Source organism: Pantoea sp. BJ2, assembly GCF_040255075.1.
Taxonomy (GTDB): domain Bacteria; phylum Pseudomonadota; class Gammaproteobacteria; order Enterobacterales; family Enterobacteriaceae; genus Pantoea; species Pantoea leporis.
The window spans coordinates 2210578-2234793 of record NZ_CP158292.1; the positions used below are offsets into that span (position 1 = coordinate 2210578).

General features: G+C 54.2%; 26 protein-coding genes, 1 pseudogene and 1 other annotated feature. Of the genes and pseudogenes, 17 read left to right on the top strand and 10 right to left on the bottom strand.

All coding sequences use genetic code 11. The features are described from left to right. Positions 1 to 245: 245 nt before the first annotated feature. Positions 246 to 494, top strand: coding sequence for a DUF2498 family protein (locus AAF463_RS10165; RefSeq protein ID WP_101764269.1), 249 nt, complete (start codon positions 246 to 248; stop codon positions 492 to 494). 26 nt (positions 495 to 520) lie between these two features. Here the strand turns inward: AAF463_RS10165 and sohB are convergent, their stop codons facing one another. Beyond that, positions 521 to 1567 carry a protease SohB gene (gene sohB / locus AAF463_RS10170; protein ID WP_110866249.1) on the bottom strand — a complete coding sequence of 349 codons (1047 nt, stop codon included), beginning with the start codon at positions 1565 to 1567 and terminating at the stop codon, positions 521 to 523. A 173-nt stretch (positions 1568 to 1740) separates the two neighbouring features. Between sohB and AAF463_RS10175 the strand changes: the two genes are divergently transcribed. Then, positions 1741 to 2505 carry a YciK family oxidoreductase gene (locus AAF463_RS10175; protein ID WP_350260679.1) on the top strand — a complete coding sequence of 255 codons (765 nt, stop codon included), beginning with the start codon at positions 1741 to 1743 and terminating at the stop codon, positions 2503 to 2505. Next, a complete protein-coding gene (gene cobO / locus AAF463_RS10180) occupies positions 2502 to 3089 on the top strand; it encodes a cob(I)yrinic acid a,c-diamide adenosyltransferase (RefSeq protein WP_110866250.1) in 588 nt (195 codons plus the stop codon). Before AAF463_RS10175 ends, cobO begins: the two co-directional genes overlap by 4 nt. Positions 3090 to 3126: 37 nt before the next feature. Here cobO and rluB read toward each other — a convergent pair whose 3' ends face one another. Next, positions 3127 to 4002: a 23S rRNA pseudouridine(2605) synthase RluB gene (gene rluB / locus AAF463_RS10185; RefSeq protein WP_101764266.1), complete on the bottom strand. Its 876-nt coding sequence runs from the start codon at positions 4000 to 4002 to the stop codon at positions 3127 to 3129. Between the two features lie 818 nt (positions 4003 to 4820). Between rluB and AAF463_RS10190 the strand changes: the two genes are divergently transcribed. Beyond that, complete coding sequence (locus AAF463_RS10190) at positions 4821 to 5477, top strand: serine protease (RefSeq protein WP_137385887.1); 657 nt, start codon at positions 4821 to 4823, stop codon at positions 5475 to 5477. Here the strand turns inward: AAF463_RS10190 and AAF463_RS10195 are convergent, their stop codons facing one another. Continuing rightward, entirely contained in the window at positions 5478 to 6098 is a 621-nt protein-coding gene (locus AAF463_RS10195; RefSeq protein WP_336767635.1) for an L-threonylcarbamoyladenylate synthase, read from the bottom strand. A gap of 12 nt (positions 6099 to 6110) precedes the next feature. Next, a complete protein-coding gene (locus AAF463_RS10200) occupies positions 6111 to 6995 on the bottom strand; it encodes a PHP domain-containing protein (RefSeq protein WP_217546485.1) in 885 nt (294 codons plus the stop codon). A 154-nt stretch (positions 6996 to 7149) separates the two neighbouring features. Next, positions 7150 to 7258, top strand: a sequence feature (Trp leader region). 23 nt (positions 7259 to 7281) lie between these two features. Between AAF463_RS10200 and AAF463_RS10205 the strand changes: the two genes are divergently transcribed. The 6 genes and pseudogenes from AAF463_RS10205 (at position 7282) to AAF463_RS10230 (ending at position 14412) form a co-directional block, all read left to right on the top strand. After that, on the top strand, positions 7282 to 8844 hold the full coding sequence (locus AAF463_RS10205) for an anthranilate synthase component 1 (protein WP_350260680.1): 1563 nt from the start codon (positions 7282 to 7284) through the stop codon (positions 8842 to 8844). Then, a pseudogene (trpD, locus tag AAF463_RS10210) lies at positions 8844 to 10437 on the top strand (bifunctional anthranilate synthase glutamate amidotransferase component TrpG/anthranilate phosphoribosyltransferase TrpD). Before AAF463_RS10205 ends, trpD begins: the two are co-directional and overlap by 1 nt. Before the next feature lies 1 nt (position 10438). Further along, entirely contained in the window at positions 10439 to 11806 is a 1368-nt protein-coding gene (gene trpCF, locus AAF463_RS10215) for a bifunctional indole-3-glycerol-phosphate synthase TrpC/phosphoribosylanthranilate isomerase TrpF (RefSeq protein WP_350260681.1), read from the top strand. A gap of 45 nt (positions 11807 to 11851) precedes the next feature. After that, positions 11852 to 13045, top strand: a complete 1194-nt coding sequence (gene trpB, locus AAF463_RS10220) for a tryptophan synthase subunit beta (protein ID WP_350260682.1) — start codon at positions 11852 to 11854, stop codon at positions 13043 to 13045. Continuing rightward, positions 13045 to 13848: a tryptophan synthase subunit alpha gene (gene trpA, locus AAF463_RS10225; RefSeq protein WP_101764258.1), complete on the top strand. Its 804-nt coding sequence runs from the start codon at positions 13045 to 13047 to the stop codon at positions 13846 to 13848. Before trpB ends, trpA begins: the two co-directional genes overlap by 1 nt. 249 nt (positions 13849 to 14097) lie before the next feature. Continuing rightward, positions 14098 to 14412, top strand: a complete 315-nt coding sequence (locus tag AAF463_RS10230) for a BON domain-containing protein (protein WP_350260683.1) — start codon at positions 14098 to 14100, stop codon at positions 14410 to 14412. Positions 14413 to 14458: 46 nt separating this feature from the next. Here AAF463_RS10230 and ompW read toward each other — a convergent pair whose 3' ends face one another. Continuing rightward, positions 14459 to 15091: an outer membrane protein OmpW gene (gene ompW, locus AAF463_RS10235; protein WP_064738828.1), complete on the bottom strand. Its 633-nt coding sequence runs from the start codon at positions 15089 to 15091 to the stop codon at positions 14459 to 14461. 246 nt (positions 15092 to 15337) lie between these two features. On the opposite strand from ompW, the gene AAF463_RS10240 reads away from it, so the two are divergent. The 4 genes from AAF463_RS10240 to yciA are packed head-to-tail and all read left to right on the top strand — an operon-like array spanning position 15338 to position 17588. Beyond that, the gene (locus tag AAF463_RS10240) at positions 15338 to 15754 is read left to right on the top strand and encodes a YkgJ family cysteine cluster protein (protein WP_101764256.1); all 417 of its coding nucleotides are present in this window, start codon (positions 15338 to 15340) and stop codon (positions 15752 to 15754) included. A gap of 27 nt (positions 15755 to 15781) precedes the next feature. Further along, positions 15782 to 16516, top strand: a complete 735-nt coding sequence (locus AAF463_RS10245) for a YciC family protein (protein ID WP_210080748.1) — start codon at positions 15782 to 15784, stop codon at positions 16514 to 16516. Positions 16517 to 16574: 58 nt separating this feature from the next. Beyond that, the gene (locus AAF463_RS10250) at positions 16575 to 17114 is read left to right on the top strand and encodes a septation protein A (protein ID WP_008106564.1); all 540 of its coding nucleotides are present in this window, start codon (positions 16575 to 16577) and stop codon (positions 17112 to 17114) included. A 54-nt stretch (positions 17115 to 17168) separates the two neighbouring features. Continuing rightward, a complete protein-coding gene (gene yciA / locus AAF463_RS10255) occupies positions 17169 to 17588 on the top strand; it encodes an acyl-CoA thioester hydrolase YciA (protein ID WP_007892397.1) in 420 nt (139 codons plus the stop codon). 54 nt (positions 17589 to 17642) lie between these two features. On the opposite strand, the gene tonB is transcribed toward yciA, so the two are convergent. After that, the gene (tonB, locus tag AAF463_RS10260) at positions 17643 to 18365 is read right to left on the bottom strand and encodes a TonB system transport protein TonB (protein ID WP_350260684.1); all 723 of its coding nucleotides are present in this window, start codon (positions 18363 to 18365) and stop codon (positions 17643 to 17645) included. A 205-nt stretch (positions 18366 to 18570) separates the two neighbouring features. On the opposite strand from tonB, the gene AAF463_RS10265 reads away from it, so the two are divergent. Beyond that, positions 18571 to 18867 carry a YciI family protein gene (locus AAF463_RS10265; RefSeq protein ID WP_101764253.1) on the top strand — a complete coding sequence of 99 codons (297 nt, stop codon included), beginning with the start codon at positions 18571 to 18573 and terminating at the stop codon, positions 18865 to 18867. Between the two features lie 190 nt (positions 18868 to 19057). Here the strand turns inward: AAF463_RS10265 and AAF463_RS10270 are convergent, their stop codons facing one another. After that, complete coding sequence (locus AAF463_RS10270; RefSeq protein ID WP_137385893.1) at positions 19058 to 19231, bottom strand: YciY family protein; 174 nt, start codon at positions 19229 to 19231, stop codon at positions 19058 to 19060. A 162-nt stretch (positions 19232 to 19393) separates the two neighbouring features. Here AAF463_RS10270 and cls point away from each other — a divergent pair, with 162 nt between their 5' ends. Together cls and AAF463_RS10280 are read left to right on the top strand one after the other, a co-directional pair. Next, a complete protein-coding gene (gene cls, locus AAF463_RS10275; protein ID WP_101764252.1) occupies positions 19394 to 20854 on the top strand; it encodes a cardiolipin synthase in 1461 nt (486 codons plus the stop codon). A 37-nt stretch (positions 20855 to 20891) separates the two neighbouring features. After that, positions 20892 to 21221 (top strand): HI1450 family dsDNA-mimic protein, encoded by a 330-nt coding sequence (locus AAF463_RS10280; protein WP_196761379.1) that lies wholly within the window; start codon positions 20892 to 20894, stop codon positions 21219 to 21221. A 43-nt stretch (positions 21222 to 21264) separates the two neighbouring features. Here AAF463_RS10280 and oppF read toward each other — a convergent pair whose 3' ends face one another. The 3 genes from oppF to oppC are packed head-to-tail and all read right to left on the bottom strand — an operon-like array spanning position 21265 to position 24205. Then, entirely contained in the window at positions 21265 to 22269 is a 1005-nt protein-coding gene (gene oppF / locus AAF463_RS10285) for a murein tripeptide/oligopeptide ABC transporter ATP binding protein OppF (RefSeq protein ID WP_350260685.1), read from the bottom strand. Beyond that, the gene (locus AAF463_RS10290) at positions 22266 to 23285 is read right to left on the bottom strand and encodes an ABC transporter ATP-binding protein (protein WP_222182260.1); all 1020 of its coding nucleotides are present in this window, start codon (positions 23283 to 23285) and stop codon (positions 22266 to 22268) included. Before AAF463_RS10290 ends, oppF begins: the two co-directional genes overlap by 4 nt. 11 nt (positions 23286 to 23296) lie before the next feature. After that, on the bottom strand, positions 23297 to 24205 hold the full coding sequence (oppC, locus tag AAF463_RS10295; protein WP_008106577.1) for an oligopeptide ABC transporter permease OppC: 909 nt from the start codon (positions 24203 to 24205) through the stop codon (positions 23297 to 23299). Positions 24206 to 24216 lie beyond the last annotated feature (11 nt).

Sequence of the window (24216 nt, forward strand, 5' to 3'; positions counted from 1 at the left end):
ATTGCGTCGACTTCTGCAACTTTATGATTAGGAGCGAGTTTTCCATCTGACAGAACCACACATCCGGGTGTGATCTCCCTGAAAGCTGAATCGCCCACACTCTACCTGATAAAATCCGTTACGCAACTTAATTAGCATTCTGCCTAATTTTGCGTCAGTTTTACGACGCCATGCTGATTTGCTGAACGCGATAGCTCGCAAGTAATATAGAAGGAGAAAAATGGCTGTCAAAAAAGAGGTGAAAAATGTCAGTGCCAACGGAAGCTATTTCACGCCACGCGTTACTGGAAATAGCCAATCAGATAATCACGCAGCACGACGATTATTTTGTCGGATTAGAAGCCAATGATGTGATTCAGCAAGGTGATGTTTTGGTGTTTCGCGGTCCCTATTTTCTCGATGATGAAGGCTTGCCCACCGCAAAAACCACCACGGTATTTAACGTGTTTAAACACCTCGCGGTCGAACTCTCCTCTCAATATCATCTGGCATAAAAAAGCCCGGCAGTTGCCGGGCTCGGTTACAACAGCGGCTTCTCGCCGCGCTGCCATATTTTCAGAATCAACCGTTCTGCCGCCAGACTGGCGCTGTTGGTGAAGCGATCCATCATTTTACGCTTACGTGCGTAATGGACGCCCAGCACGGTGAAGCGATCCATATGCTTGATAATCAACGCATCGCTGGTGCCGATTTCATCAATCAAACCCAAATCCAGCGCCTGACGGCCATACCAATGCTCGCCGGTCGCCACTTTGTTCAGATCAAGCGACGGACGCATCTGCTGTACAAAATCTTTAAACAGCTGATGCGTTTCATTGAGATCTTCCTGGAATTTCTCGCGCCCTTCTTCCGTATTTTCACCAAATAGCGTCAAAGTCCGTTTGTACTGACCGGCGGTATGCAGCTCGACGTCAATATCGTTGCGCTTTAACAGGCGGTTGAAGTTGGGAATCTGCGCGACCACGCCAATTGAACCAATAATAGAAAACGGTGCGGCCACAATGCGATCCGCCACGCAAGCCATCATGTAACCGCCGCTGGCAGCGACTTTATCCACCACCGCCGTCAATTGCAGACCGGCATCGCGCAGGCGTTGCAGCTGCGAAGCCGCCAAACCGTAGCCGTGTACTACGCCGCCGGGGCTTTCCAGGCGAAGTAGCACTTCATCGCCCGGCACCGCAACTGCCAGCACCGCGGAGATCTCTTCACGCAATGAGGTGACCTCACTCGCGTCCATGCTGCCTTTGAACTCCAGCACATACAGCGTGGGCTTCAGCGTCTCGCTCACGCCCGCTTTAGCATTGCGTTTATCGGCTTTCGCCTTTTGCTTCTCTTCTTTCTTATGCTGCTTGAGCCACACTTTTTGCGCCTGTGGCTTCATTTTGGCGAGCTGCAGATCTTCCTTCATCTCACGATAATCATCATCAAGATGCGTCAAACGCAGCTGACCGCTGCTGTGACGTTTACGCAGCGCGGCATTTAGCACAATCAGAACAATAGCTGCGATCGCCACCACCACGGTAACGGCCTTAGCCAGAAATAATCCATAACTGGAGAAAAAATCCATTCTGCCGCCTTATTAAACAGTAAATTACAACAGCTATAAGTTTACCCGCTTTACGCGCTGTCGTCGCCTGAAATGCCCGCAGGCGGCACAGAATGCGAGGCTCAAGCGTTGCACCGCGCGGCAAATTCAGGCATAAAGCCAAAAACCTTCTGACCCGAGCAAAGGACATCGCTGTGCATTATCAACCGAAAAGCGATCTGCTGGAAAATCGCATCATCCTCGTCACCGGCGCTTCCGATGGCATCGGCCGTGAAGCGGCGCTGACCTATGCGCGCTACGGCGCGCGCGTCATCCTGTTGGGCCGCAACGCCGACACCCTGCAGAAAACGCAGCAGGCCATTAACCAGTTAAACAAGCAGCCAGCCGCTTCTTTATTACTGGATTTGGCCGAAGCTACGCCAGAAAGCTGCCAGCAGTTAGCCGACCAGGTTACTGCGCTGGTGCCGCGTCTGGATGGCGTGCTGCACAACGCTGGCATTCTGGGCGAAATCGTACCGTTGGAGGAGCTCGATCCACAGATCTGGCGTGACGTGATGCAGATAAACCTTGATGCCACCTTCTATTTAACCCAGGCATTACTGCCGCTGCTGCTGAAATCAGATGCCGGATCGCTGGTGTTTACCACGTCCAGCGTGGGCCGCACCGGCCGTGCAGGCTGGGGCGCGTATGCGGTTTCGAAGTTTGCCACTGAAGGTATGATGCAGGTGCTGGCTGACGAGTATAAAAACCGTCACTTGCGGGTGAACTGCATCAATCCTGGCGGTACGCGCACCAAAATGCGCGCCAGCGCTTTCCCGGATGAGGATGCCAATTTACTCAAAACCCCCGCGGATTTGATGCCGCTCTACCTCTATTTGATGGGTGATGACAGCCGACGTAAAACCGGTACCAGCTTTGATGCGCAGCCGGGACGCAAAGCGGGGCCGGCAACCGCATGAATGATCGCCATCAGCAACGCCAGCAGCGACTAAAAGAGCAGGTTGATGCCCGAATCGCCGCCGCCACCGAGACGCGCGGCATTTTGATGGTGTTCACCGGTAACGGCAAAGGGAAAACCACCGCGGCTTTTGGCACCGCGTTGCGCGCCTGCGGGCACGGTAAAAAAGTGGCGGCGGTACAGTTCATTAAAGGCGAATGGCCCAACGGTGAACGTAATTTGCTGGAACAGCACGGCGTCGAATTTCAGGTGATGTCCACTGGTTTTACCTGGGATACGCAGAACCGCGAGACCGACACTGCCGCCTGTCAGTTGGTGTGGCAGCAGGCGCGTCGTATGTTGGCCGACAGCCGCGTCGATCTGGTGATCCTTGATGAAATCACGTACATGGTGAGTATGGATTATCTGGATTTAGCGGAGCTGGTTGATGCGTTGCAACAGCGCCCTGCACAGCAAAGCGTAATCATAACCGGTCGCGGCTGTCATCGTACGTTACTGGATTTGGCAGATACCGTAACGGAAATGCGTCCGGTGAAACATGCGTTTGATGCGGGAATTCAGGCACAGCAAGGAATAGATTGGTAACACGCTGACGCCGCAGAGCGCGGCGTCAGGCTTAGGATCAGGAACCGCGTTTGGTATTATTCCGACGCGGATTGTTGCTCACCACACCGTGACGTTTTACCGCACGACGAATTTGGTTAGCCTTGGTGCGACGACGATCCTTTTCAACGGCCACTTTCGTTACCGTCTCTTCCGGCATACTGACTAACGTACGCAGATAGTTGACTGCCGGTAATTCCATCTCGATCCAGCCGCCGCGTGGCAAGCCTTTCGGCAACTGGATATCACCGTAACGCACACGCATCAGACGGCTAACCTGCACACCAACCGCTTCCCACAGACGGCGCACTTCGCGGTTACGTCCTTCGGTCAGCGTCACGTTGTACCATTGGTTAATGCCTTCGCCACCGGCAAACTTAATGGTTTTGAACGATGCCGGGCCATCTTCCAGCTGCACGCCTTTGCTCAGCTGACGGATTTTATCGTCATCCACTTCGCCAAACACGCGAACCGCATATTCACGCTCCACTTCACGGCTTGGGTGCATCAAACGGTTAGCCAGTTCACCATCGGTGGTGAACAGCATCAAACCGCAGGTATTCACATCCAGACGGCCGACGGCAATCCAGCGTGAACCACGCAGACGCGGCAGACGATCAAATACGGTTGGACGCCCTTCCGGGTCGTTACGCGTGCAGAGTTCACCTTCTGGTTTGTAGTACGCTAATACGCGACACACTTCGGTCGCCGACTCAGCGATGGAAACCAGATGGCCATCGATACGAATTTTCAGGGATTTATCACTTTCGATGCGATCGCCAAGCGTCGCCAGTTTGCCGTCAACGCTGACGCGTCCAGCTGAAATCATGGTTTCGATTTCGCGACGCGAACCGTGACCGGCGCGCGCTAATACTTTCTGTAATTTTTCGCTCATGGAGCCTCGTTGTCGCCTTCCCAGGCGTCGTGGTAAGAAGAGGTGCGATAAAGGGATTACCAATTCCCATATCAGAATCTGTTACCGCTCTGCATCGCTGCTGCAATCGCAGACGGCCCGCGATTTTACACTAACGCAAGTTTTGTTAACACCTTTTCCTTTGCTGCCGATAACAGAGGGTCTGGTAAAAACGTGGCCATTAAGACCATGACGATAAACATTCAGCTGGCTGATAGATCGATCTTATTTGCATCCGCAGCATCCACGCCAAGTGACTGAATTATTATTACTTGTCCCTAACCTTTCCCGCCTGAGCCTATTATCAACTTAAGGCAACTGATACATTAGCACTTTGCAAGACTGCTTAACCGCTATTGCTCGCCACGCTTAAGGATAATCACAAACTTTAAATCTAAGTAAAAACAATAAAACAGCATAAAAAACTATTTAATAGCATTAAATAAGGTCCATTACAGTAATAAATGCAAACTGATAGTTTATTGGCACTACAGGTTGGATTAAGTCTGTATTTTTGTATTATTTGATTAATATTAAATTTGATGAATTGTTCTGCAGAAAAAACTGTGTAAAATTTAAGCCTGAAATCCAGTGCGTCGTCATAATAACATAGCTTTCATTTACTATTTATATTCGTTCAACTTACAAATCATTAACGAACCACTGTGTAATTTCACTGATATTACAAACCGGCGCGCGCGGGATTAGACGCGTTTATTCATTTACGGAATGAATTTAATTTGCATGTCGAAAGTCTTCACCAGGGATTTTACGGACATGCTTTAAAGAAGATCACAGCCATGAAAACCTCTCTGCTTTGGCCTGCGCTCGCTGCGCTGGCACTGAGCGGTTGTTCCGTGGGCCACACTGAGTACAGTCGTACTGCGATGCAACACGTTGATATGAGCGTGACAGGCATCCCGACCGTGCTGGGTTTGGGCATTCTCGGTACAACCATTCCTTTGACGCCAGAATACAGCCTGACGGCGGCGCACGTGGCAAAAACGGCCGTGCAGCGTGTCAAGGCCTATCATCCTTATTGCGACGTCGCGATTATTTATCATAAAAACAGTCCAGAAACGCTGGCGAAATTCCGCAACGGTGCTATTGGCGAACCGATTAAAATGTACGGTTACAGCTTTATTTCCGCTATGCCGGTGGAATCGAGCGGCGTTAATTTAGCGCGTACCGCCATTACCAATAAATGGAATAAAAAGCCCTGCATGGCAATGGCATCAAATGCTGGCGTGGTGCAAGGGATGTCCGGTGGCGCGGTATATAATGCGGACCAAACCATTGGCGGGGTGATTGTCGGTTACAGCCATGAAATATCTAACGTTCGCAGCAAGAAAGTCATCTTAAAAGATGTCTCGCTGTATATTCCGTACGGGGATTTCAAAACCTGGCTGGAATCCAATATTGGTCAGACGCAGAAAGCCACGCCTGACCATGCATGATTACTGGAACGGGCGCGTGTCACCGACACCTTCGCGCACCACCAACGGCGCATCGCTGGTGAGATCGATCACCGTGGTCGGCTGCTGTCCCAGCGTGCCGCCATCGATGATCAGATCCACCAGCTTGCCAATGCTGTACTGAATCTCTTCCGGATCGGACTCGGTGAAATCATTGCCGGGCAGCATCAGCGAAGTCGACATCATCGGCTCGTTGAGGCGCTCCAATAGCGCCAGCGCCACCGGATTGGACGGCACGCGTAGCCCGATGGTTTTACGTTTGTCATTCATCAGACGACGCGGCACTTCTTTCGTCGCCTTCAAAATGAAGGTGTAGTTGCCCGGCGTGTTGTTTTTCAGGAGGCGAAACGCGGAGTTATCCACCTGCGCGTAAGTCGACAGCTCCGACAGATCGCGGCACATCAGCGTAAAGTTGTGATTGCCATCCAATTGGCGAATGCGACAAATGCGCTCCATGGCATTTTTCTCTTCCAGACGACACCCCAGCGCATAGCCGGAATCGGTTGGATAAACAATCACGCTGCCTTTATTGAGATAATCAACGGCCTGATTTACCAGGCGCGGCTGCGGATTGTCGGGATGAATGTGAAAATATTGACTCATAAAAACCTCATATCACCTGTCTGTAACAGCACTGCTGGGCGCCAATGCGGGGAAGCGTTCCCAAACCGGCTCCACGCCGCCCGGTAGCCATAACTTGCGTCCCAGTTCTATCCACGGACAAGGTTGGTGGAAATCTGATCCCTGCGACCCGGCTAACTGATGGTCACGCGCATAGGTTGCCAGCTGCGTGCGCTCGTTGGGCGCTTGCTGGCACTGCGCGACCTCCATGGCATCGCCACCCACGTCGGCAAAATGCGCAATCAGCCGCTTTAACCATTTAGCCGACAAACCATAACGACCGGGATGCGCCAAAACGGCATAGCCGCCAGAATGATGAATAGCATCAATGGCTTGTTTAATTGTACACCATTGCGGCGGCACGTAGCCGGTTTTCCCGCGCGCCAGATAATTCTTGAATACCTGCGCCATATTGTCGGCTTTGCCAATCTCCACCAGATAACGCGCAAAGTGGCCACGCGTGATCAAGCCGCCCTGCGCCAGTCGCTGCGCACCGGCTAGCGCATCAGGAATGCGAGCGCGCTCGAGGCGTTCGGCAATCTGCTGCGCACGATCAAGGCGTGTCTGATACTGCTGCGCAAGGAATTCAGTCAGCGCGGGATGCTGGCAATCGACATTCAGCCCCACAATGTGGATTTCGTGATTTTCCCATAAGGTTGATGCTTCTAAACCGGCTAGCACGCGGATCGGTAGATCCTGTTGCATCACTGCCGCCTGCGCTTCTGCCACGCCCGCCACCGTGTCGTGATCGGTAATCGCCAGCACACCGACTTTCATCTCAACCGCGCGCTGCACCAGCGCGGTCGGCGTCAATAAGCCGTCAGAAGCCAGCGTATGGCTGTGTAAATCGTAAAGGGGAAAACGAGCGATGTCCGACAAAATAACTCCAGCAACTGCATAAACCGGCAGGCATGATAACGATTTTGCCCCTGGCTGAAAAAGGGTATTGACATTTTTCGCCCGAACCAGTTAACTAGTACACAAGTTCACACGTAACGGGTATTTAATCATGACTATTTTTGGTACGCATCTAAATGGTTGGTGGCGCGAAGATCCCTTTATCGGGCGACGTCGTCGTGCACAATTTGCGTAACCGCAGTGCAGATTGATACCTAAGCCCGCCACCGAGCGGGCTTTTTTTTGAGCGAAATTCAGAGAATCCATTATGGCTATTGCGAAACCTACATTGAAGTTGATAACCGGTACCGCGCCCTACCGCGAAGATCCGGCCGCAGTGTTTCATCAGTTATGCGGCGCACGTCCAGCAACTCTGCTGCTTGAATCCGCAGATATCGACAGCAAACAAAACCTGAAAAGCCTGTTGATTGTCGATAGCGCGCTGCGCGTCAGTGCGCTGGGCAACATTGTCACCATCAAAGCGCTGTCGGAAAATGGTCGCGCCATCTTGCCGCTGCTGGACGAGGCGCTGCCCTCTGAGGTGCGTATCGAGGTGCGCCCTGATGGCCGCGAGCTGCATTTCACCCAGCCGCAAGGCATGCAGGACGAAGATTCCCGCCTGAAGGCCCTTTCCGTATTTGATGCGCTGCGCCTGATCCCGCAACTGGTGAACAGCCCGGAAGAGGAGCGTGAAGCGATGCTACTTGGCGGCTTGTTCGCTTATGACTTAGTGGCCGGTTTCGAAGATCTGCCGCAACTGCGCAACGAACAGCGTTGCCCGGATTACTGCTTCTATCTGGCCGAAACCTTACTGGTGATCGACCATCAGCAGCGCACTGCTCGCCTGCAGGCCAGCTTATTCAGCCCATCGACCAGCGAGTTCCAGCGTCTGCAAGGCCGCATCGAACAACTGCGCGGCCAGATGACGCAAGCAGCGCCCGCATTGCCGGTCCAGCGCGTCGAGCACATGACGCTGAGCACCAGTCAGAGCGACGAAGAGTATTGCAGCGTAGTTAGTGAGATGCAGGAAGCGATTCGCATTGGCGAAATCTTCCAGGTTGTCCCTTCACGTCGCTTCTCGCTGCCGTGCCCTTCTCCACTGGCCGCTTACGACACGTTGAAAAACAGCAATCCAAGTCCTTACATGTTCTTTATGCAGGATCAGGATTTCGCGCTGTTTGGTGCCTCGCCAGAAAGCTCACTGAAATATGACGCGACGTCGCGTCAGATTGAGATCTACCCGATTGCCGGTACGCGTCCACGCGGCCGCCATGCCGATGGCTCGCTGGATCGCGATCTCGACAGCCGCATCGAACTGGAAATGCGCACCGACCATAAAGAGATGGCTGAGCACCTGATGCTGGTGGATTTAGCACGTAACGATTTGGCGCGTATCTGCGTGCCGGGCAGCCGTTACGTGGCAGACCTGACTAAAGTTGACCGCTACTCGTTTGTGATGCATCTGGTGTCACGCGTGGTCGGCACGTTGCGCGCAGATCTCGACGTGCTGCACGCCTACCGCGCCTGCATGAACATGGGCACGCTGAGCGGCGCACCGAAAGTGCGTGCGATGCAACTGATTGCCGGGAAAGAAGGCACACGTCGCGGCAGCTACGGCGGCGCAGTCGGCTATTTCACCGCTAACGGCGACCTTGATACCTGCATCGTTATCCGTTCCGCGTGGGTTGAAGACGGCGTAGCCACCGTACAAGCCGGCGCCGGTGTGGTGCTGGATTCCCAGCCTCAGGCAGAAGCGGACGAGAGCCGCAACAAAGCGCGCGCGGTATTGCGTGCCATCGCAACAGCCCATCACTGCAAGGAGATTTTCTGATGGCCGATATCCTGCTGCTCGATAACATCGACTCTTTTACTTACAACCTCGTTGATCAGCTGCGTACCTTTGGCCATAACGTGGTGATTTACCGCAACAACGTGCCCGCTGAGGTGCTGATTGAACGCCTGCAACAGATGGAAAACCCGATTCTGATGCTGTCGCCGGGTCCGGGCGCGCCGAAAGATGCCGGATGCATGCCAGATTTGCTGCAAGCGCTGCGCGGTCGTCTGCCGATTATCGGCATCTGTCTCGGTCATCAGGCGATTGTTGAAGCTTACGGCGGCCATGTCGGCCAGGCCGGCGAGATCCTGCACGGCAAAGCCTCTTCTATTACCCATGATGGCGAAGGCATGTTCGCTGGCCTAAGCAATCCGCTTCCGGTGGCGCGCTATCACTCGCTGGTCGGTAGCAATACGCCAGCCGACTTGACCGTTAACGCCAGCTACAACGGCATGGTGATGGCCGTGCGCCACGATGCCGACCGGGTGTGTGGCTTCCAGTTCCACCCCGAATCCATTCTCACCACTCAGGGCGCGCGCTTATTAGAACAGACGTTGGCCTGGGCGCTGGCGAAGTAATAGGGAGATTATGATGCAAACTATTCTGGAAAAACTTTATCAGTCTGAGACGCTGAGCCAGGGCGAAAGCCACCAGCTATTTAGCGCTATTATTACCGGTCAGCTGGAGCCGACGCAGTTAGCCGCCGCGCTGATTGCCATGAAAGTTCGTGGCGAGCGTCCGGAAGAGATCGCCGGTGCCGCTTCCGCGCTGCTGGCTGATGCAAAACCGTTCCCGCGCCCGGATTACACCTTTGCCGATATCGTCGGTACCGGCGGTGACGGCAGCAACAGCATCAATATCTCGACCGCCAGCGCCTTTGTTGCGGCAACCTGCGGCCTGAAAGTGGCAAAGCACGGTAATCGCAGCGTCTCCAGCAAGTCGGGTTCTTCCGATCTGCTGGCGGCATTTGGCATCAATCTGGATATGCCTGCGGAACAAGCACGCCAGGCGCTGGACGATCTCAACGTCTGCTTCCTGTTTGCTCCGCAGTACCACAGCGGTTTTCGTCACGCGATGCCGGTACGTCAGCAGTTGAAAACCCGTACCATCTTTAACGTGCTGGGTCCGCTGATTAACCCCGCGCGTCCACCGCTGGCGGTGATTGGCGTGTACAGCCCGGAGCTGGTACTGCCAATCGCCCAAACGCTAAAAGTGCTCGGCTATCAACGTGCGGCTGTGGTTCACGGCGGCGGCATGGATGAAGTGGCGCTGCACAGCCCAACGCAGGTCGCCGAGCTGCGTGATGGCGAAATCACTGGCTATCAGCTGACGCCAGAAGACTTCGGTTTTGGCTTCCATGATAAAGACGCGTTGGCAGGCGGCACGCCGGAAGAAAACCGTGACATTCTGACCCGTTTACTTCAGGGTAAAGGCCAGCCCGCCCATGAGCAGGCGGTGGCGGTCAACGTCGCAATGTTACTGAAAGTGTTCGGAAATGAAGATTTGCGCGACAACGCACAGCGCGCCATCGCTGCCATTCGCAGCGGACAGGCCTACGAGCGCGTTGTCGCTCTGGCAGCGAGAGGATGAGATGAGTATTAAGGGCACTGTTTTAGAGAAAATCGTACAAGATAAAGCCGTCTGGGTTGAAGCGCGCAAAGCACAGCAGCCGCTGGCCACCTTCCAGAACGATTTGCAGCCTGCGGAACGTCATTTTTACGATGCACTGCGTGGCTCACGCACCGTATTCATCCTGGAATGCAAAAAAGCATCGCCCTCCAAAGGGCTGATTCGCGAGGATTTCGATCCCGCCACCATCGCTGGCGTATATCGTCATTACGCTTCTGCGGTGTCGGTGTTAACCGATGAGAAATACTTCCAGGGCGATTTTGCGTTCCTGCCGATTGTTAGCGCCGCCATCACGCAACCGGTGTTGTGCAAAGACTTCATCATCGATCCGTATCAGATCTATCTGGCACGACATTATCAGGCCGACGCCATTTTGCTGATGTTGTCGGTGCTCGATGATGAGCAATATCGTCAGCTCGCCGCCGTGGCGCACAGCCTGAAAATGGGCGTGCTGACCGAAGTCAGTAATGAAGAAGAGATGGAACGCGCGATTGCGCTGGAAGCCAAAGTCGTCGGCATTAATAACCGCGACCTGCGCGACCTGTCCATCGACCTGAATCGCACGCGTCAGTTAGCCCCGCGCCTCGGACATGGCGTCACCGTCATCAGCGAATCTGGCATTCACAATTATGCGCAGGTTCGTGAGCTGAGCCACTTCGCTAACGGCTTCCTGATTGGCTCCGCGCTGATGGAAGAAGCCGATCTCACTGCTGGCGTGCGACGCGTATTGCTCGGTGATAATAAAGTCTGCGGCCTGACCCGCGCCGAAGATGCACGCGCAGCGCAGGAAGCCGGCGCCATTTACGGTGGCTTGATCTTCGCTGAAGGCTCACCGCGTAAAATCAGCCGCGAGCAGGCGCAGATTGTGCAGGCGGCTGCCCCGCTGAAGTATGTTGGCGTATTCCGCAACAATGCGGCAAGTGACATTGTCACGCTAGCGGAAAGTTTAAAACTTTTTGCGGTACAGCTGCACGGCGATGAAGATCAGGCGTTCGTCGCAGAATTGCGTCAGGCGCTGCCAGCAGACACCAAAATCTGGAAAGCGCTGAGCATTAAAGAGCAGTTACCTGCGCGCGACTGGCCGCACGTCGATCGTTACGTGTTTGATAATGGCCAGGGCGGCACCGGCCAGCGTTTCGATTGGTCACTGCTGCAAGGCCAGGATCTCAGCAATGTGCTGCTGGCCGGTGGCCTAAGCGCGGACAACTGCGTAGAGGCCGCGCAGCTGGGCTGTGCCGGCCTCGATTTCAACTCCGGCGTAGAATCTGCGCCAGGCATTAAAGATGCCAGCAAAGTCGCGGCGGTATTCCGCACGCTGCGCGCCTATTAATTTCGCTTGCCCGCCATGGTGCGGGCCGAATAAGGAAGATGAAAAATGACCACGTTATTGAATCCCTATTTTGGCGAGTTTGGCGGCCAGTACGTACCACAAATCCTGATGCCAGCCTTGCGCCAGTTGGAAAATGCGTTTGTTGAAGCGCAGCGCGATCCCGAGTTTCAGGCCGAGTTTACTGACCTGCTGAAAAACTACGCTGGACGCCCAACGGCTTTGACGCTGTGCAGCAACCTGACTAAAGGCAGCAAAACCCGCCTTTATCTAAAGCGTGAAGATTTGCTGCACGGTGGTGCGCATAAAACCAACCAGGTGCTGGGTCAGGCGCTGTTGGCTAAGCGCATGGGCAAAAACGAGATCATCGCGGAAACCGGCGCCGGTCAGCACGGTGTCGCGTCAGCGTTAGCCTGTGCCCTGCTGGGTATGAAGTGCCGCATCTACATGGGCGCCAAGGACGTTGAGCGTCAGTCGCCAAACGTATTCCGTATGCGTCTGATGGGCGCGGAAGTGATTCCGGTGCATAGCGGCTCAGCCACGCTGAAAGATGCCTGTAACGAGGCGCTGCGCGACTGGTCTGGCAGCTATGAAACCGCGCACTACATGCTCGGCACCGCCGCTGGCCCGCATCCGTTCCCGACTATCGTGCGTGAATTCCAGCGCATGATTGGTGAAGAGACCAAAGCCCAGATTCTGGAGCGCGAAGGTCGCCTGCCGGATGCGGTGTTAGCCTGCGTGGGCGGTGGTTCGAACGCTATCGGCATGTTCGCTGATTTTATCGAAGAAGAAAGTGTTGGCCTGATCGGCGTAGAGCCGGCCGGTCACGGGATCGAAACCGGAGAACACGGTGCGCCGCTCAAGCACGGTCGCGTGGGTATCTATTTCGGTATGAAAGCGCCGATGATGCAGACCGAAGAGGGGCAGATTGAAGAATCCTACTCAATCTCTGCAGGTCTGGACTTCCCGTCAGTGGGTCCTCAGCATGCGCATCTGAACAGTATCGGCCGCGCGGAATATGTTTCGATCACCGATAACGAAGCGCTCAGCGCCTTTAAAGAGCTGTGCCGTGCTGAAGGGATTATTCCTGCGCTCGAATCCTCACACGCGCTGGCACATGCACTGAAAATGATCCGCGAAAATCCGGAAAAAGAGCAGCTGCTGGTGGTTAACCTTTCTGGTCGCGGCGATAAAGACATCTTCACCGTTCACGATATTTTGAAAGCCAAGGGAGAGATCTGATGGAACGTTACAATCAGCTGTTTCAACGTCTGTCGGCGCAGCAAGAAGGCGCGTTTGTCCCCTTCGTTACTCTCGGCGATCCGTCACCTGAACTGTCGCTAAAAATTATCGATACCCTGGTGGAAGGCGGTGCGGATGCGCTAGAGCTCGGTATTCCGTTCTCGGATCCGCTGGCCGACGGCCCAACCATACAGGGCGCGACGCTGCGTGCCTTTGCTTCCGGCACCACCGTGGCGCAGTGCTTTGAAATTCTGGCGACCGTGCGTCAGAAATATCCCGAGCTGCCGATTGGCTTGCTGATGTACGCCAATCTGGTGTTCAGCAAAGGTATCGACAACTTTTATGCGCAGTGTGAAGCGGTGGGCGTCGATTCTGTGCTGGTTGCGGATGTGCCGCTGGAAGAGTCTGCGCCGTTCCGTCAGGCTGCGCTGCGCCACAATGTGGCGCCGATCTTTATCTGTCCACCAAATGCTGACGATGAACTGCTGCGTGAGATCGCTGCGCACGGTCGCGGTTATACCTATTTGCTGTCACGCGCAGGCGTCACCGGTTCGGAAAATCGTGCCAGCCTGCCGCTGCATCACCTGATCGAAAAGCTGCGTGAGTTTAACGCTGCGCCGCCGCTGCAGGGCTTTGGTATCTCTGAACCCGGCCAGGTGAAAGAAGCCATCGCCGCCGGTGCGGCGGGTGCCATTTCCGGGTCGGCAATTGTGAAAATTATTGAGCGTAACCAGAACGATCCGGCAACGCTGCTCAGCGAACTGAAAGCCTTTGTGAGCAGTCTGAAAGCAGCTACCCGCTAAAATCTTCAGGGCCTTATTCGCAGGTGCGGATAAGGCCTTTTTATTGCCACAAACATCCCCAAACTCAAATTCCCGGCTACTCTCAGATTTTCATGCCCAGCGAAAACTGCGATTGGCTCATTAAGTGGTAAAAATGCCCTCTTTCTGACTTTTTCGCGCGCGCCGATTTGCTGATTTCGCATCTCCAGACCACAATTAACTGCGCCGCCCCATTGCGGCGAAACATCATCTAAGACAGGGAGATAACCAATGAAATTTTTCAAAGTCGTTGCAGGATTTATGATGGCTGCGGTAATGGCGCTGGCACTTAGCGCGTGTGCACCCACAGCGACCAAAGAAGGCACTGGCGGTTACATCGACGATACCGTGGTAACCACCAAAGTTAAGGCTCAGCTGTTGAATGACGAGTCGCTGAAATCGACCGAAATTGACGTTGAAACCTTCAAGGGTAAAGTTCAGCTGAGCGGTTTTGTCAGCTCACCGCAGATGGCAAATCGCGCGGTGGCCGTAACGCGTGGCGTGGCGGGTGTGAAATCTGTGGTTAACAATATGCAGATCAAATAATACAACGGGCGACCTTCTGGCCGCCCGCTTCATTTCTGGTTGCCGATTAGAATCGATATCCCGCACCAAAGAAGAACACCCACGGATCGATACGCGTGTTGATGTTTTGCTGCTCACCGCCAGCTTTAAATTTCACTTCGGTATCAATATCCATGTACCACAGCGATGCGTTCAGCATCCAGTCGCGGTTGATTTGATAATCCAGACCAACCTGGCCCGCCATGCCCCACGAGTCTTTCACGCTCAGGTCGCTTAAACCGGCATCCTCACCCGTTTGGTTGAATTTGGCATCGTAGAAGGTGGTGTAGTTGATACCGACGCCAACGTACGGACGGACTTTACTTTTGCTATCAAAGAAATAGTACTGCGCCATTAAGGTTGGCGGCAGCTGACGAACGGTGGCCAGATTACCGGTGGCGCCCAGTCCAACCTTATGACGGAACGGGGTTGCAGCCAGCAGCTCAACGCCGATGTTATCCGTTGCCATATAGGTGAAGGTCAAGCCCAGCTGCGTATCGTTGCTAACGTTAAAGCCGCCCATACCCAGCACATTGTCAGAGCCTTCGGTCGGACGAACGGTGGCGCTACCTGCACGCATAAAGAAATCACCGGCTTCATGAGCCAGAGCCAGTTGCGGAATTGCCAGCGCCATCAGCAGTGCGCATTTTGCCAGTTTCATAATCACTCCTTTGCCAAATAAAGATGGGTCACAATGTTGAATGCGGCACAACATTTACCCCTTTTTTGGTAAAAGATCATCTGCATCAATCTAAATTAATCACTTAAAAAACAATGAATTGATTCAGATCAATTTTGGCTTTACAGCGCGTAATAAAAGTCCGCTTGCGAAAATTTTTCGCCGTGACTATTTTAACTTTCCCCTGTGTGATTTTGGTTCGATACCTTAAAGGTGGCGGGCGATCAGATGAGCGATTCACTAAATCCTTGCGTGACCTGTGGCGCATGCTGCGCGCACTTCCGTGTCTCATTTTACTGGGCCGAAGCCGATGATGGCGCCGGTGCTGTTCCCGTTGAATTAACCGAACCGTTAACCCCGTTTATGCGCAATATGCGCGGCACCAACCAACGCCAGCCGCGCTGTATTGCGCTGCAGGGCGACGTCGGCGGCTGCGTATCCTGCGGCATTTATCAGCAGCGTCCTTCGCCCTGTCGGGAGTTTTCGATGTCCGGCGAGAACGGTGAACAGAACGAAGCTTGCGATCGCGCCCGTGCTCGCTACGGTCTTCCTGCGCTTTTTCACCCTTCTTTACCTGTTATGACAGAAAGTTATCCCAATGCGGGTGCCAGCACGCCAGTAGAACATGTACAATCGCCGGGTTAATTAATCCGGTTCTTTCAAGGAGTTTACATGTCTATCACGGCAAGCTCGTTATACCGTGACACAGGAAATTTTTTGCGCCATCAGCTGGTTACTATTTTACTGCTGGCGCTGCTGACCTCGTTCATTACTGTGATCGTCGGCCACGCGTTAACGCCAGGTGAAGACCAGCTCTCGTTGTTGAGCCAGTCCGATGACAGCGCATCGTCGCTGTTTGAGCTGGTACAAAATATGTCTCCGGATCAGCAGCGTATTTTGCTGCGCGCTTCCGCTGCAGGCACGTTCGCTGCGTTGATTGGCAACACGCTGCTGCTGGGTGGCATGCTGCTTCTAATCCCAATGGTATCGGGCGGACAACGCGTCAGCGCGCTGCGCGCTATTGGTGCATCTGCGCCCATCCTGCCAAAGCTGCTGCTGCAGACCTTCCTGATTACCCTGCTGGTTCAATTGGGCTTTATGGTGCTGATGGTACCGGGCGTGATTCTGGCGGTCCTGTTTTCACTGGCACCGGTGATTCTCGCCAATGAGAAGCTCGGCGTGATTGGCGCGATGCGTGCCAGCATGCGTCTCGCCTGGAAGAATATTAAGGTTATCGCACCGGCTATTGTGCTGTGGCTGCTGGCCAAAATTGTGCTGATGTTCTTCTTCTCATCGCTGACCGTGCTGCCCGCCAATATCGCCTCCGTGGTGTTGAACGCGCTGGGTAACCTGGTCTCCGCAGTGCTGATTATCTACCTGTACCGGCTGTATATGCTGTTACGTTAATCGTTATGGCGCTCACCCGGGCGCCATAACTGTACGCTCCTGCCTACTTGGAAACGCTATGAAGCAGTTACTCGATTTTCTTCCCCTGGTGGTTTTCTTCATCTTCTACAAGCTGTACGACATCTTTGTTGCTTCTGGCGCACTGATCGTTGCCACCGGTCTGGCGCTGGTCGTCAGTTGGGTGCTCTACCGCAAGCTGGAAAAGATGACCATTTTTACCTTTGTGCTGGTCGCGGTATTCGGCACGCTGACGCTGGTATTCCATAACGATGAATTCATCAAATGGAAAGTCACGGTGATCTATTCGCTGTTTGCCGTCGCGCTGCTCTACAGCCAGTGGTTTATGAAGCAACCGCTGATCCAAACCATGCTGGGTAAAGAGTTACAACTGCCTTCAGGCGTGTGGCGCAATCTCAACATTGCCTGGGCAATCTTCTTCCTCGCCTGCGGCTTAGCGAATATTTATGTTGCGTTTTGGTTATCGCAGGAATTTTGGGTTAACTTTAAGGTGTTCGGTCTGACCGGCCTGACCCTACTCTTTACTCTGTTAAGCGGCGTGTATATCTGGCGACAGATGCCGCAACAAGAACAAAAATAATGCCACTCCGCCCGACAGCGTCGGGCTTCTCTTCACCTGCAGAAGAACTGAGCAATGGACGAAAAACATAAGTCGCCGCAAGGCGAGATGGTGTTGCGTACCCTGGCCATGCCAGCGGATACCAATGCTAACGGAGATATCTTTGGTGGCTGGTTGATGTCGCAGATGGACATGGGCGGCGCAATTAAGGCGAAAGAGATTGCCGAAGGACGTGTCGTCACCGTGCGCGTGGACGGAATGACGTTCCTTAAACCGGTGGCGGTTGGCGATGTGGTGAGCTGCTACGCACGCTGCATCCGCACCGGCAACAGTTCCATGACCATAAACGTCGAAGTGTGGATCAAGAAAGTGTCGTCCGAACCGATTGGACAGACCTACTGCGCAACCGAAGCGGTGTTTGTTTACGTCGCCGTCGACAATACCGGGCAATCTCGCCCGTTGCCGCCCGGCAGAAGCAATTTAAGCGATCTGTAACATTAAAAAAGCGGTCATCTGACCGCTTTCTTATTGCCTCTCAGCCACGAGTGCTTATTCGATATTGGCGCCACCATTGATGCGGAATACGATGTTCATGGTGAGATTCTTGCCCGGACGACCTGGCTGATAACGCCACTTCTTCATCGCCTGCTTCACTTCGCGCTCGAACATGTTGCGCGGTTCTGCCGACAAAATCTGGACGTTATCCACACGACCGTCGCTATCAACGTCAAACTGCACCCGCACACGTCCCTCAACACGCAGCGCGAACGCACGTGCCGGATAGGCAGGCTTGCTGACGCTCATCGCTTTCGGACCATCTGAAATGCTCGGCGTTGCGGTCGGATTGGCTTTCGGCGCGGTTGTTGGACGCGTCTGCGTGGTTGGGGCTTCCTGCTTAAACGGATTTTCCTGTGGCTTCACTTGCTGACGCGGTTTCGGCTCAACCTTCTTTTCAACCTTTGGCTTCGGTTTAGGTTTTGGCTTCGGCTCCGGCTTAGGAATCGGTACCGGCTCAACCTTCGGCGGCTCTGGCGCCACTTCAGGCTCCGGCTCAGGTTCAGGTGGCGGCGGCGTGACCTGGGCAGGCGCAGGTTCGGGTTGCACTTCCGGAGCCACCAGCGAAACGCTGATAGGCTGGGACGCTTTTGGAACTTCAATCACCTGATGAAACGATGCATAGAGAATGCCAGCGATCAACGAACCGTGAAGTACCACGGATAAAATTACAGCAATGGGGGTACGTGAAGGTAAAGGCGTAGTCAACGTGGTCATATCATTCATGTTCATTGAGTGAAGCGCAGATTTTAAATGCAAATAGCAATCAGTTTCAATAAGCGATGTGCAAGCGCCCCGCAGAAAGGTCTTTTTTAACCCTGATTGCGCTGAATGACAGCGTATTTATCTTTCGTTTGCACTCTGATTAACGATCACTTAACGTGTCACGCAATTTCGGCAAGTCTAACGGGAGTATCCCATCGTGCTTTACGTCATTTATGCGGAAGATACCGCTGATTCACTGGAAAAACGCAACTCGGTACGTCCCGCGCATCTTGCTCGTTTGAAGCTGTTGCAAGATGAAGGTCGACTGATTGCTGCGGGTCCGCTGCCAGCAGTTGACAGCAACGATCCAGGCCCGGCCGGTTTCAGCGGTTCCGTGATCATCGCCGAATTCTCTTCGCTGGAAGTCGCGGAATCATGGGCCAAGGATGATCCCTACATTGCCGCAGGCGTGTATGAGAAAGTCGCGGTCAAACCGTTCAAACGCGTTTTCTAATCTATGTGGTTGTCAGTTTTACTGCTGGTGATAGCATTCGCTCTCATCGGCAGAGCACTTTGGCTATGGCGTCAGCAAGGCTGGCGCAACGCTCGTCAGCACATTGTGATGTTAATTGTGCTGGCAGCGGCAGTAGAGATGGTCAATGTCATCCGGGTGCTACGCGGCGCATGATGGCCGCGTAAACCCATCAGTCCATTTGCGAGATAAACAGGATGGAGCGGCGATGTTGCTGCGCCACCTGATGACGAATGGTATGGATGCGCTTATAACGACGCGACTGCCCTTCCAGCCAGCGAGAACGACGACGGTGTACCTGACGTAACATTCTCCAGCGCGCCACTTCATTTTTGCTGCGTCTCATCACATCCTCTCAGACAGGCTAAACTCGGCAGGCATTATAAAGATCTGCCAGGAAATGCCAAATCGAAAGCTTCATCGAAACCTCATTCACGATTAAAGGTTTCACTCCCTGTGATCAGCACGTAAACTTTGCACAACAAAGCGCGAACAGGACGTCCACTTAATGACCACATTTTATACCCTAATCAGTTGGTTGCTGCTGTTTGGTTACTGGCTGCTGATTGCGGGTGTCACGCTACGTATTCTGATGAAACGCCGCGCAGTCACCTCAGCAATGGCCTGGCTGCTGATCATCTACATTCTACCGCTGGTGGGTATAATCGCTTATCTCTCTTTTGGTGAGCTGCATTTAGGTAAAAGGCGTGCCGAACGCGCGCGCACCATGTGGCCCTCCACCGCCAAATGGCTTAACGATCTCAAACAGTGCCGTCATATCTTCGCCACCGAACACAGCGACGTGGCGCGGTCCCTGTTTGATTTGTGCCGCCATCGTCAGGGCATCGCCGGCGTGAAAGGTAATCAGCTGCAGTTGCTGACCAACTCCGATGACGTGATGCACGCACTGATCCGTGATATCCAGCTGGCACGGCATAATATCGAGATGGTGTTCTATATCTGGCATCCCGGCGGGCTGGCCGATGAAGTGGCGGAATCGCTGATGGCTGCATCGCGTCGCGGTGTACATTGCCGTTTGATGCTGGATTCAGCGGGCAGCGTCACCTTCTTCCGCAGCCCTTGGGTCAATATGATGCGCAATGCCGGCATCGACGTGGTTGAAGCATTGCAGGTAAGCCTGCTACGTGTTTTCCTGCGCCGCATGGACTTGCGACAGCATCGTAAAGTGGTGCTGATCGATAACTACATCGCTTATACCGGCAGCATGAACCTGGTCGATCCACGCTTCTTTAAGCAGGAAGCCGGCGTGGGACAATGGATTGACCTGATGGCGCGCATGGAAGGCCCGGTGGCAACCACCATGGGCATTGTGTATGCCTGCGACTGGGAGATTGAAACCGGCAAACGCATTCTGCCGCCCGCGCCGGATGGCAACGTGATGCCCTTCGAACAGGAGAGCGGACATACCATTCAGGTAATCGCTTCTGGGCCCGGCTTTCCGGAAGATATGATCCACCAGGCGTTACTCACAGCGGTCTACTCCGCGCGTCAGCAGCTGATTATGACCACGCCCTACTTTGTGCCGAGCGATGACCTGCTGCACGCCATCTGTACCGCAGCGTTACGCGGTGTGGAAGTGAGCATCATTGTGCCGCGCCATAATGATTCGCTGCTGGTAGGCTGGGCGAGTCGTGCCTTCTTCACCGAACTGCTGGAAGCCGGCGTGAAGATTTACCAGTTTGAAGATGGCCTGTTGCATACCAAAAGTGTGCTGGTTGACGGGCAGCTGAGTTTGGTCGGCACGGTAAATCTGGATATGCGCAGCCTGTGGCTCAACTTTGAGATCACTCTGGTGGTTGATGATGACGGCTTCGGCAGCGATCTCGCTACCGTGCAGGATGATTACATCGCCCGCTCACGCTTACTGGATGGTGCTCGCTGGGCTAAACGTGCCTGGTGGCAACGCATCGTTGAACGACTGTTTTACTTCTTTAGTCCTTTACTGTAAAACGAGCGAAAATATTACCGCCTCAGGGCAAGCAGGAATGACCATGGATTTAAATAATCGCCTTACTGAAGATGAAACGCTGGAGCAGGCTTACGATATTTTTCTTGAGCTGGCTGGTGACAATCTCGATCCCGCTGACATTATTCTGTTCAATCTGCAGTTTGAAGAGCGCGGTGGCGCGGAACTGTTCGATCCTGCGGAAGACTGGCAGGAACATGTTGATTTCGATCTCAACCCAGACTTCTTCGCAGAAGTGGTGATTGGATTGGGTGAAGCCGACGGCGAGCCGATCACTGATGTGTTCGCACGCGTCCTGCTTTGCCGCGAGAAAGATCACAAACTCTGCCACATCCTGTGGCGCGAGTAAGCGACAGACAAAAAAACGCCGGGCAATCGCCCGGCGTTTTCATTTACAGCGGATCGACTTTTAAACAAGAGACCGCATGACGGAAGCTGCCTTCCAGCAGCGGCCGGGTTTTCGCGCACTCTGGTCCGGCAATCGGGCAACGGGTGCGGAACACGCATCCCGATGGCGGATTGATCGGGGAGGGCAGCTCTCCTTCCAGCAGCTGGATTTGCTTGTTCTTCTCCAGATCCGGATCGGGAATTGGCACCGCTGACATCAGCGCGCGGGTGTACGGATGCTGCGGATTATTATACACCGCATCGTAAGTACCCAGCTCAACCGCATGCCCGAGATACATCACCAGCACGCGATCGGAGATGTGTTTTACCACCGCCAAATCGTGCGCGATAAAGATCAGTGACAGCCCCATTTCTCGCTGCAATTGCTGCAACAGGTTAACGACCTGCGCCTGAATCGACACGTCCAGCGCCGATACCGGCTCATCGCAGATGATCAGCTTCGGCTCGAGAATCAGCGCACGCGCGATGCCAATACGCTGACACTGGCCGCCCGAGAACTCGTGCGGATAGCGGTTGATGAGGTTAGGTAACAACCCAACCTTCATCATCATGGTTTTCACCTTATCCTTCACTTGCTGGCCCGGCATCTTCGGGTAATAGGTGCGCAGCGGTTCAGCAATGATATCGCCAATGGTCATACGCGGATTGAGCGATGCCAGCGGATCCTGGAAGATCATCTGGATATCGCTGCGCGCCTGACGCCATTGCTCCCGGTTTTGCCCGAGCAGATCGCGTCCTAACCAGGCGACGCGCCCTTCTGTGGCTTTCACCAGGCCAATGATGGCGCGGGCCAGCGTTGATTTACCGCAGCCTGATTCGCCTACCACGCCCAATGTTTCACCTTCGTACAAACGCAGACTGACGCCGTCGACCGCTTTCAGAGTATGCGGTGGCTGCCAGAACCACTGTTTGCCATCCTTGATCTCGAAGTGCACCTTAAGGTCGGCGATCTCCAGCAGGACTTTTTTCTCTTCGACTACGGTGCTCATACTAACTCCTCCACCGGCTTGAAGCAGGCACGCAAGCGCCCTTCAGCGAAAGGCTCCAGCGGCGGTGCCTTGGCACAAATGTCCATGGCGTAAGCGCAGCGAGGCTGGAACGGACAGCCTTGCGGCAGGCGCAGCAAATTTGGCGGGTTGCCTGGAATGGTGGTCAGCGACTCGCCCTCCTCAGCATCCAGACGCGGCACCGCACTCAGCAAGCCAATCGAGTATGGATGGGCAGGATGATAGAACACATCGCGTGCGCGTCCATATTCCATGGTACGACCGGCGTACATCACCAGCACTTTGTCACAGATACCCGCTACCACGCCGAGATCGTGGGTAATCATCACAATCGCGGTATTGAATTCGCGCTTCAGCTCATTCAGCAGCGTCATGATCTGCGCCTGTACGGTCACGTCGAGCGCCGTAGTCGGCTCATCGGCAATCAGCAGCTTCGGCCGACACAGCAGCGCCATCGCAATCATCACACGCTGACGCATACCGCCCGAGAACTCATGCGGAAACATCTTCATACGCTTACGCGCTTCCGGCATTTTCACCGCATCCAGCATGCGCACCGACTCTTCGAACGCCTGCGCGCTGTTCATGCCTTTATGCAGCTTCAGCACTTCCATTAACTGCTCGCCGACGCGCATGTAAGGGTTAAGCGACGTCATTGGATCCTGGAAGATCATCGCAATCTGCTCTGCGCGCAGTTTGTTGAGCTTGTTTTCCGGCAGATTGAGGATCTCTGCGCCGTTAAATTTCGCTGAACCGCCAATGCGCCCATTTTTTGCCAGCAGGCCCATCAAGGCAAACGCGGTTTGCGATTTCCCCGAGCCGGATTCGCCAACAATGCCCAGCGTTTCACCCGCATGCAGTGAAAAGTTGAGGTCGTTCACAGCGGTGACATCGCCATCGTGGGTGCTGAAGGTGACGCGCAGGTCTTTTACATCAAGCAGCAGGTTATTGTTTCCCGCACGTGCAGCCAGGGCTGGCTGAAATTCATGAATGGTCATCGGGAAACTCCTTAACGATCTTTCGGGTCGAGGGCATCACGCAAGCCATCGCCGATAAAGTTAAAACAGAACAGCGTGACCACGAGGAAACCTGCCGGGAACATCAGTAACCACGGCGACACTTCCATCGAGTTGGCGCCATCGCTTAGCAATGCGCCCCAACTGCTCAGCGGTTCCTGAGTGCCGAGGCCAAGGAAGCTGAGGAAAGATTCGAACAGGATCATGCTCGGCACCAGCAGCGAGGCATACACCACCACCACGCCTAATACGTTTGGCACAATGTGACGCAGCACGATTTTGAAAGTGCTCACACCGCCGACCTGCGCCGCTTCGATGAACTCTTTGCGCTTCAGGCCCAGCGTCTGCCCACGTACAATACGCGCCATATCCAGCCACGACACCATGCCGATCGCCACAAAGATCAGCAGAATATTGCGACCAAAGAAGGTTACCAGCAGGATAACGAAGAACATGAACGGGAAGGAGTTGAGGATCTCCAGAATACGCATCATCACCGAGTCGATTTTACCGCCCAGATAACCCGCCAGTGAGCCATACAGCGTGCCCACCAGCACCGCGATCAGCGCGGAGGCGATACCCACCATCAGCGAGATACGGCCACCAATCGCAACACGCACCAGCAGATCGCGACCCGATGAATCGGTGCCAAACCAGTGGCCGGAGACGGTATCCGGCGCGGCAGACATCATCGCCCAGTCGGTGTCGTCATATTTGAACTGCGACAACATCGGGGCGAACACCACGAACAAAGTGATCACCAGCAGCACCAGCAGGCTGATGAAGGCTGCACGGTTGTGAATAAAGCGGCGACGCGCATCCTGCCAGAGGCTGCGCCCTTCGACTTCCAGTTTTTCACTGAAGGCATCCAGAGCTTCGCTGTTTTTCTTACTTAACATCATGGGCGAGCTCC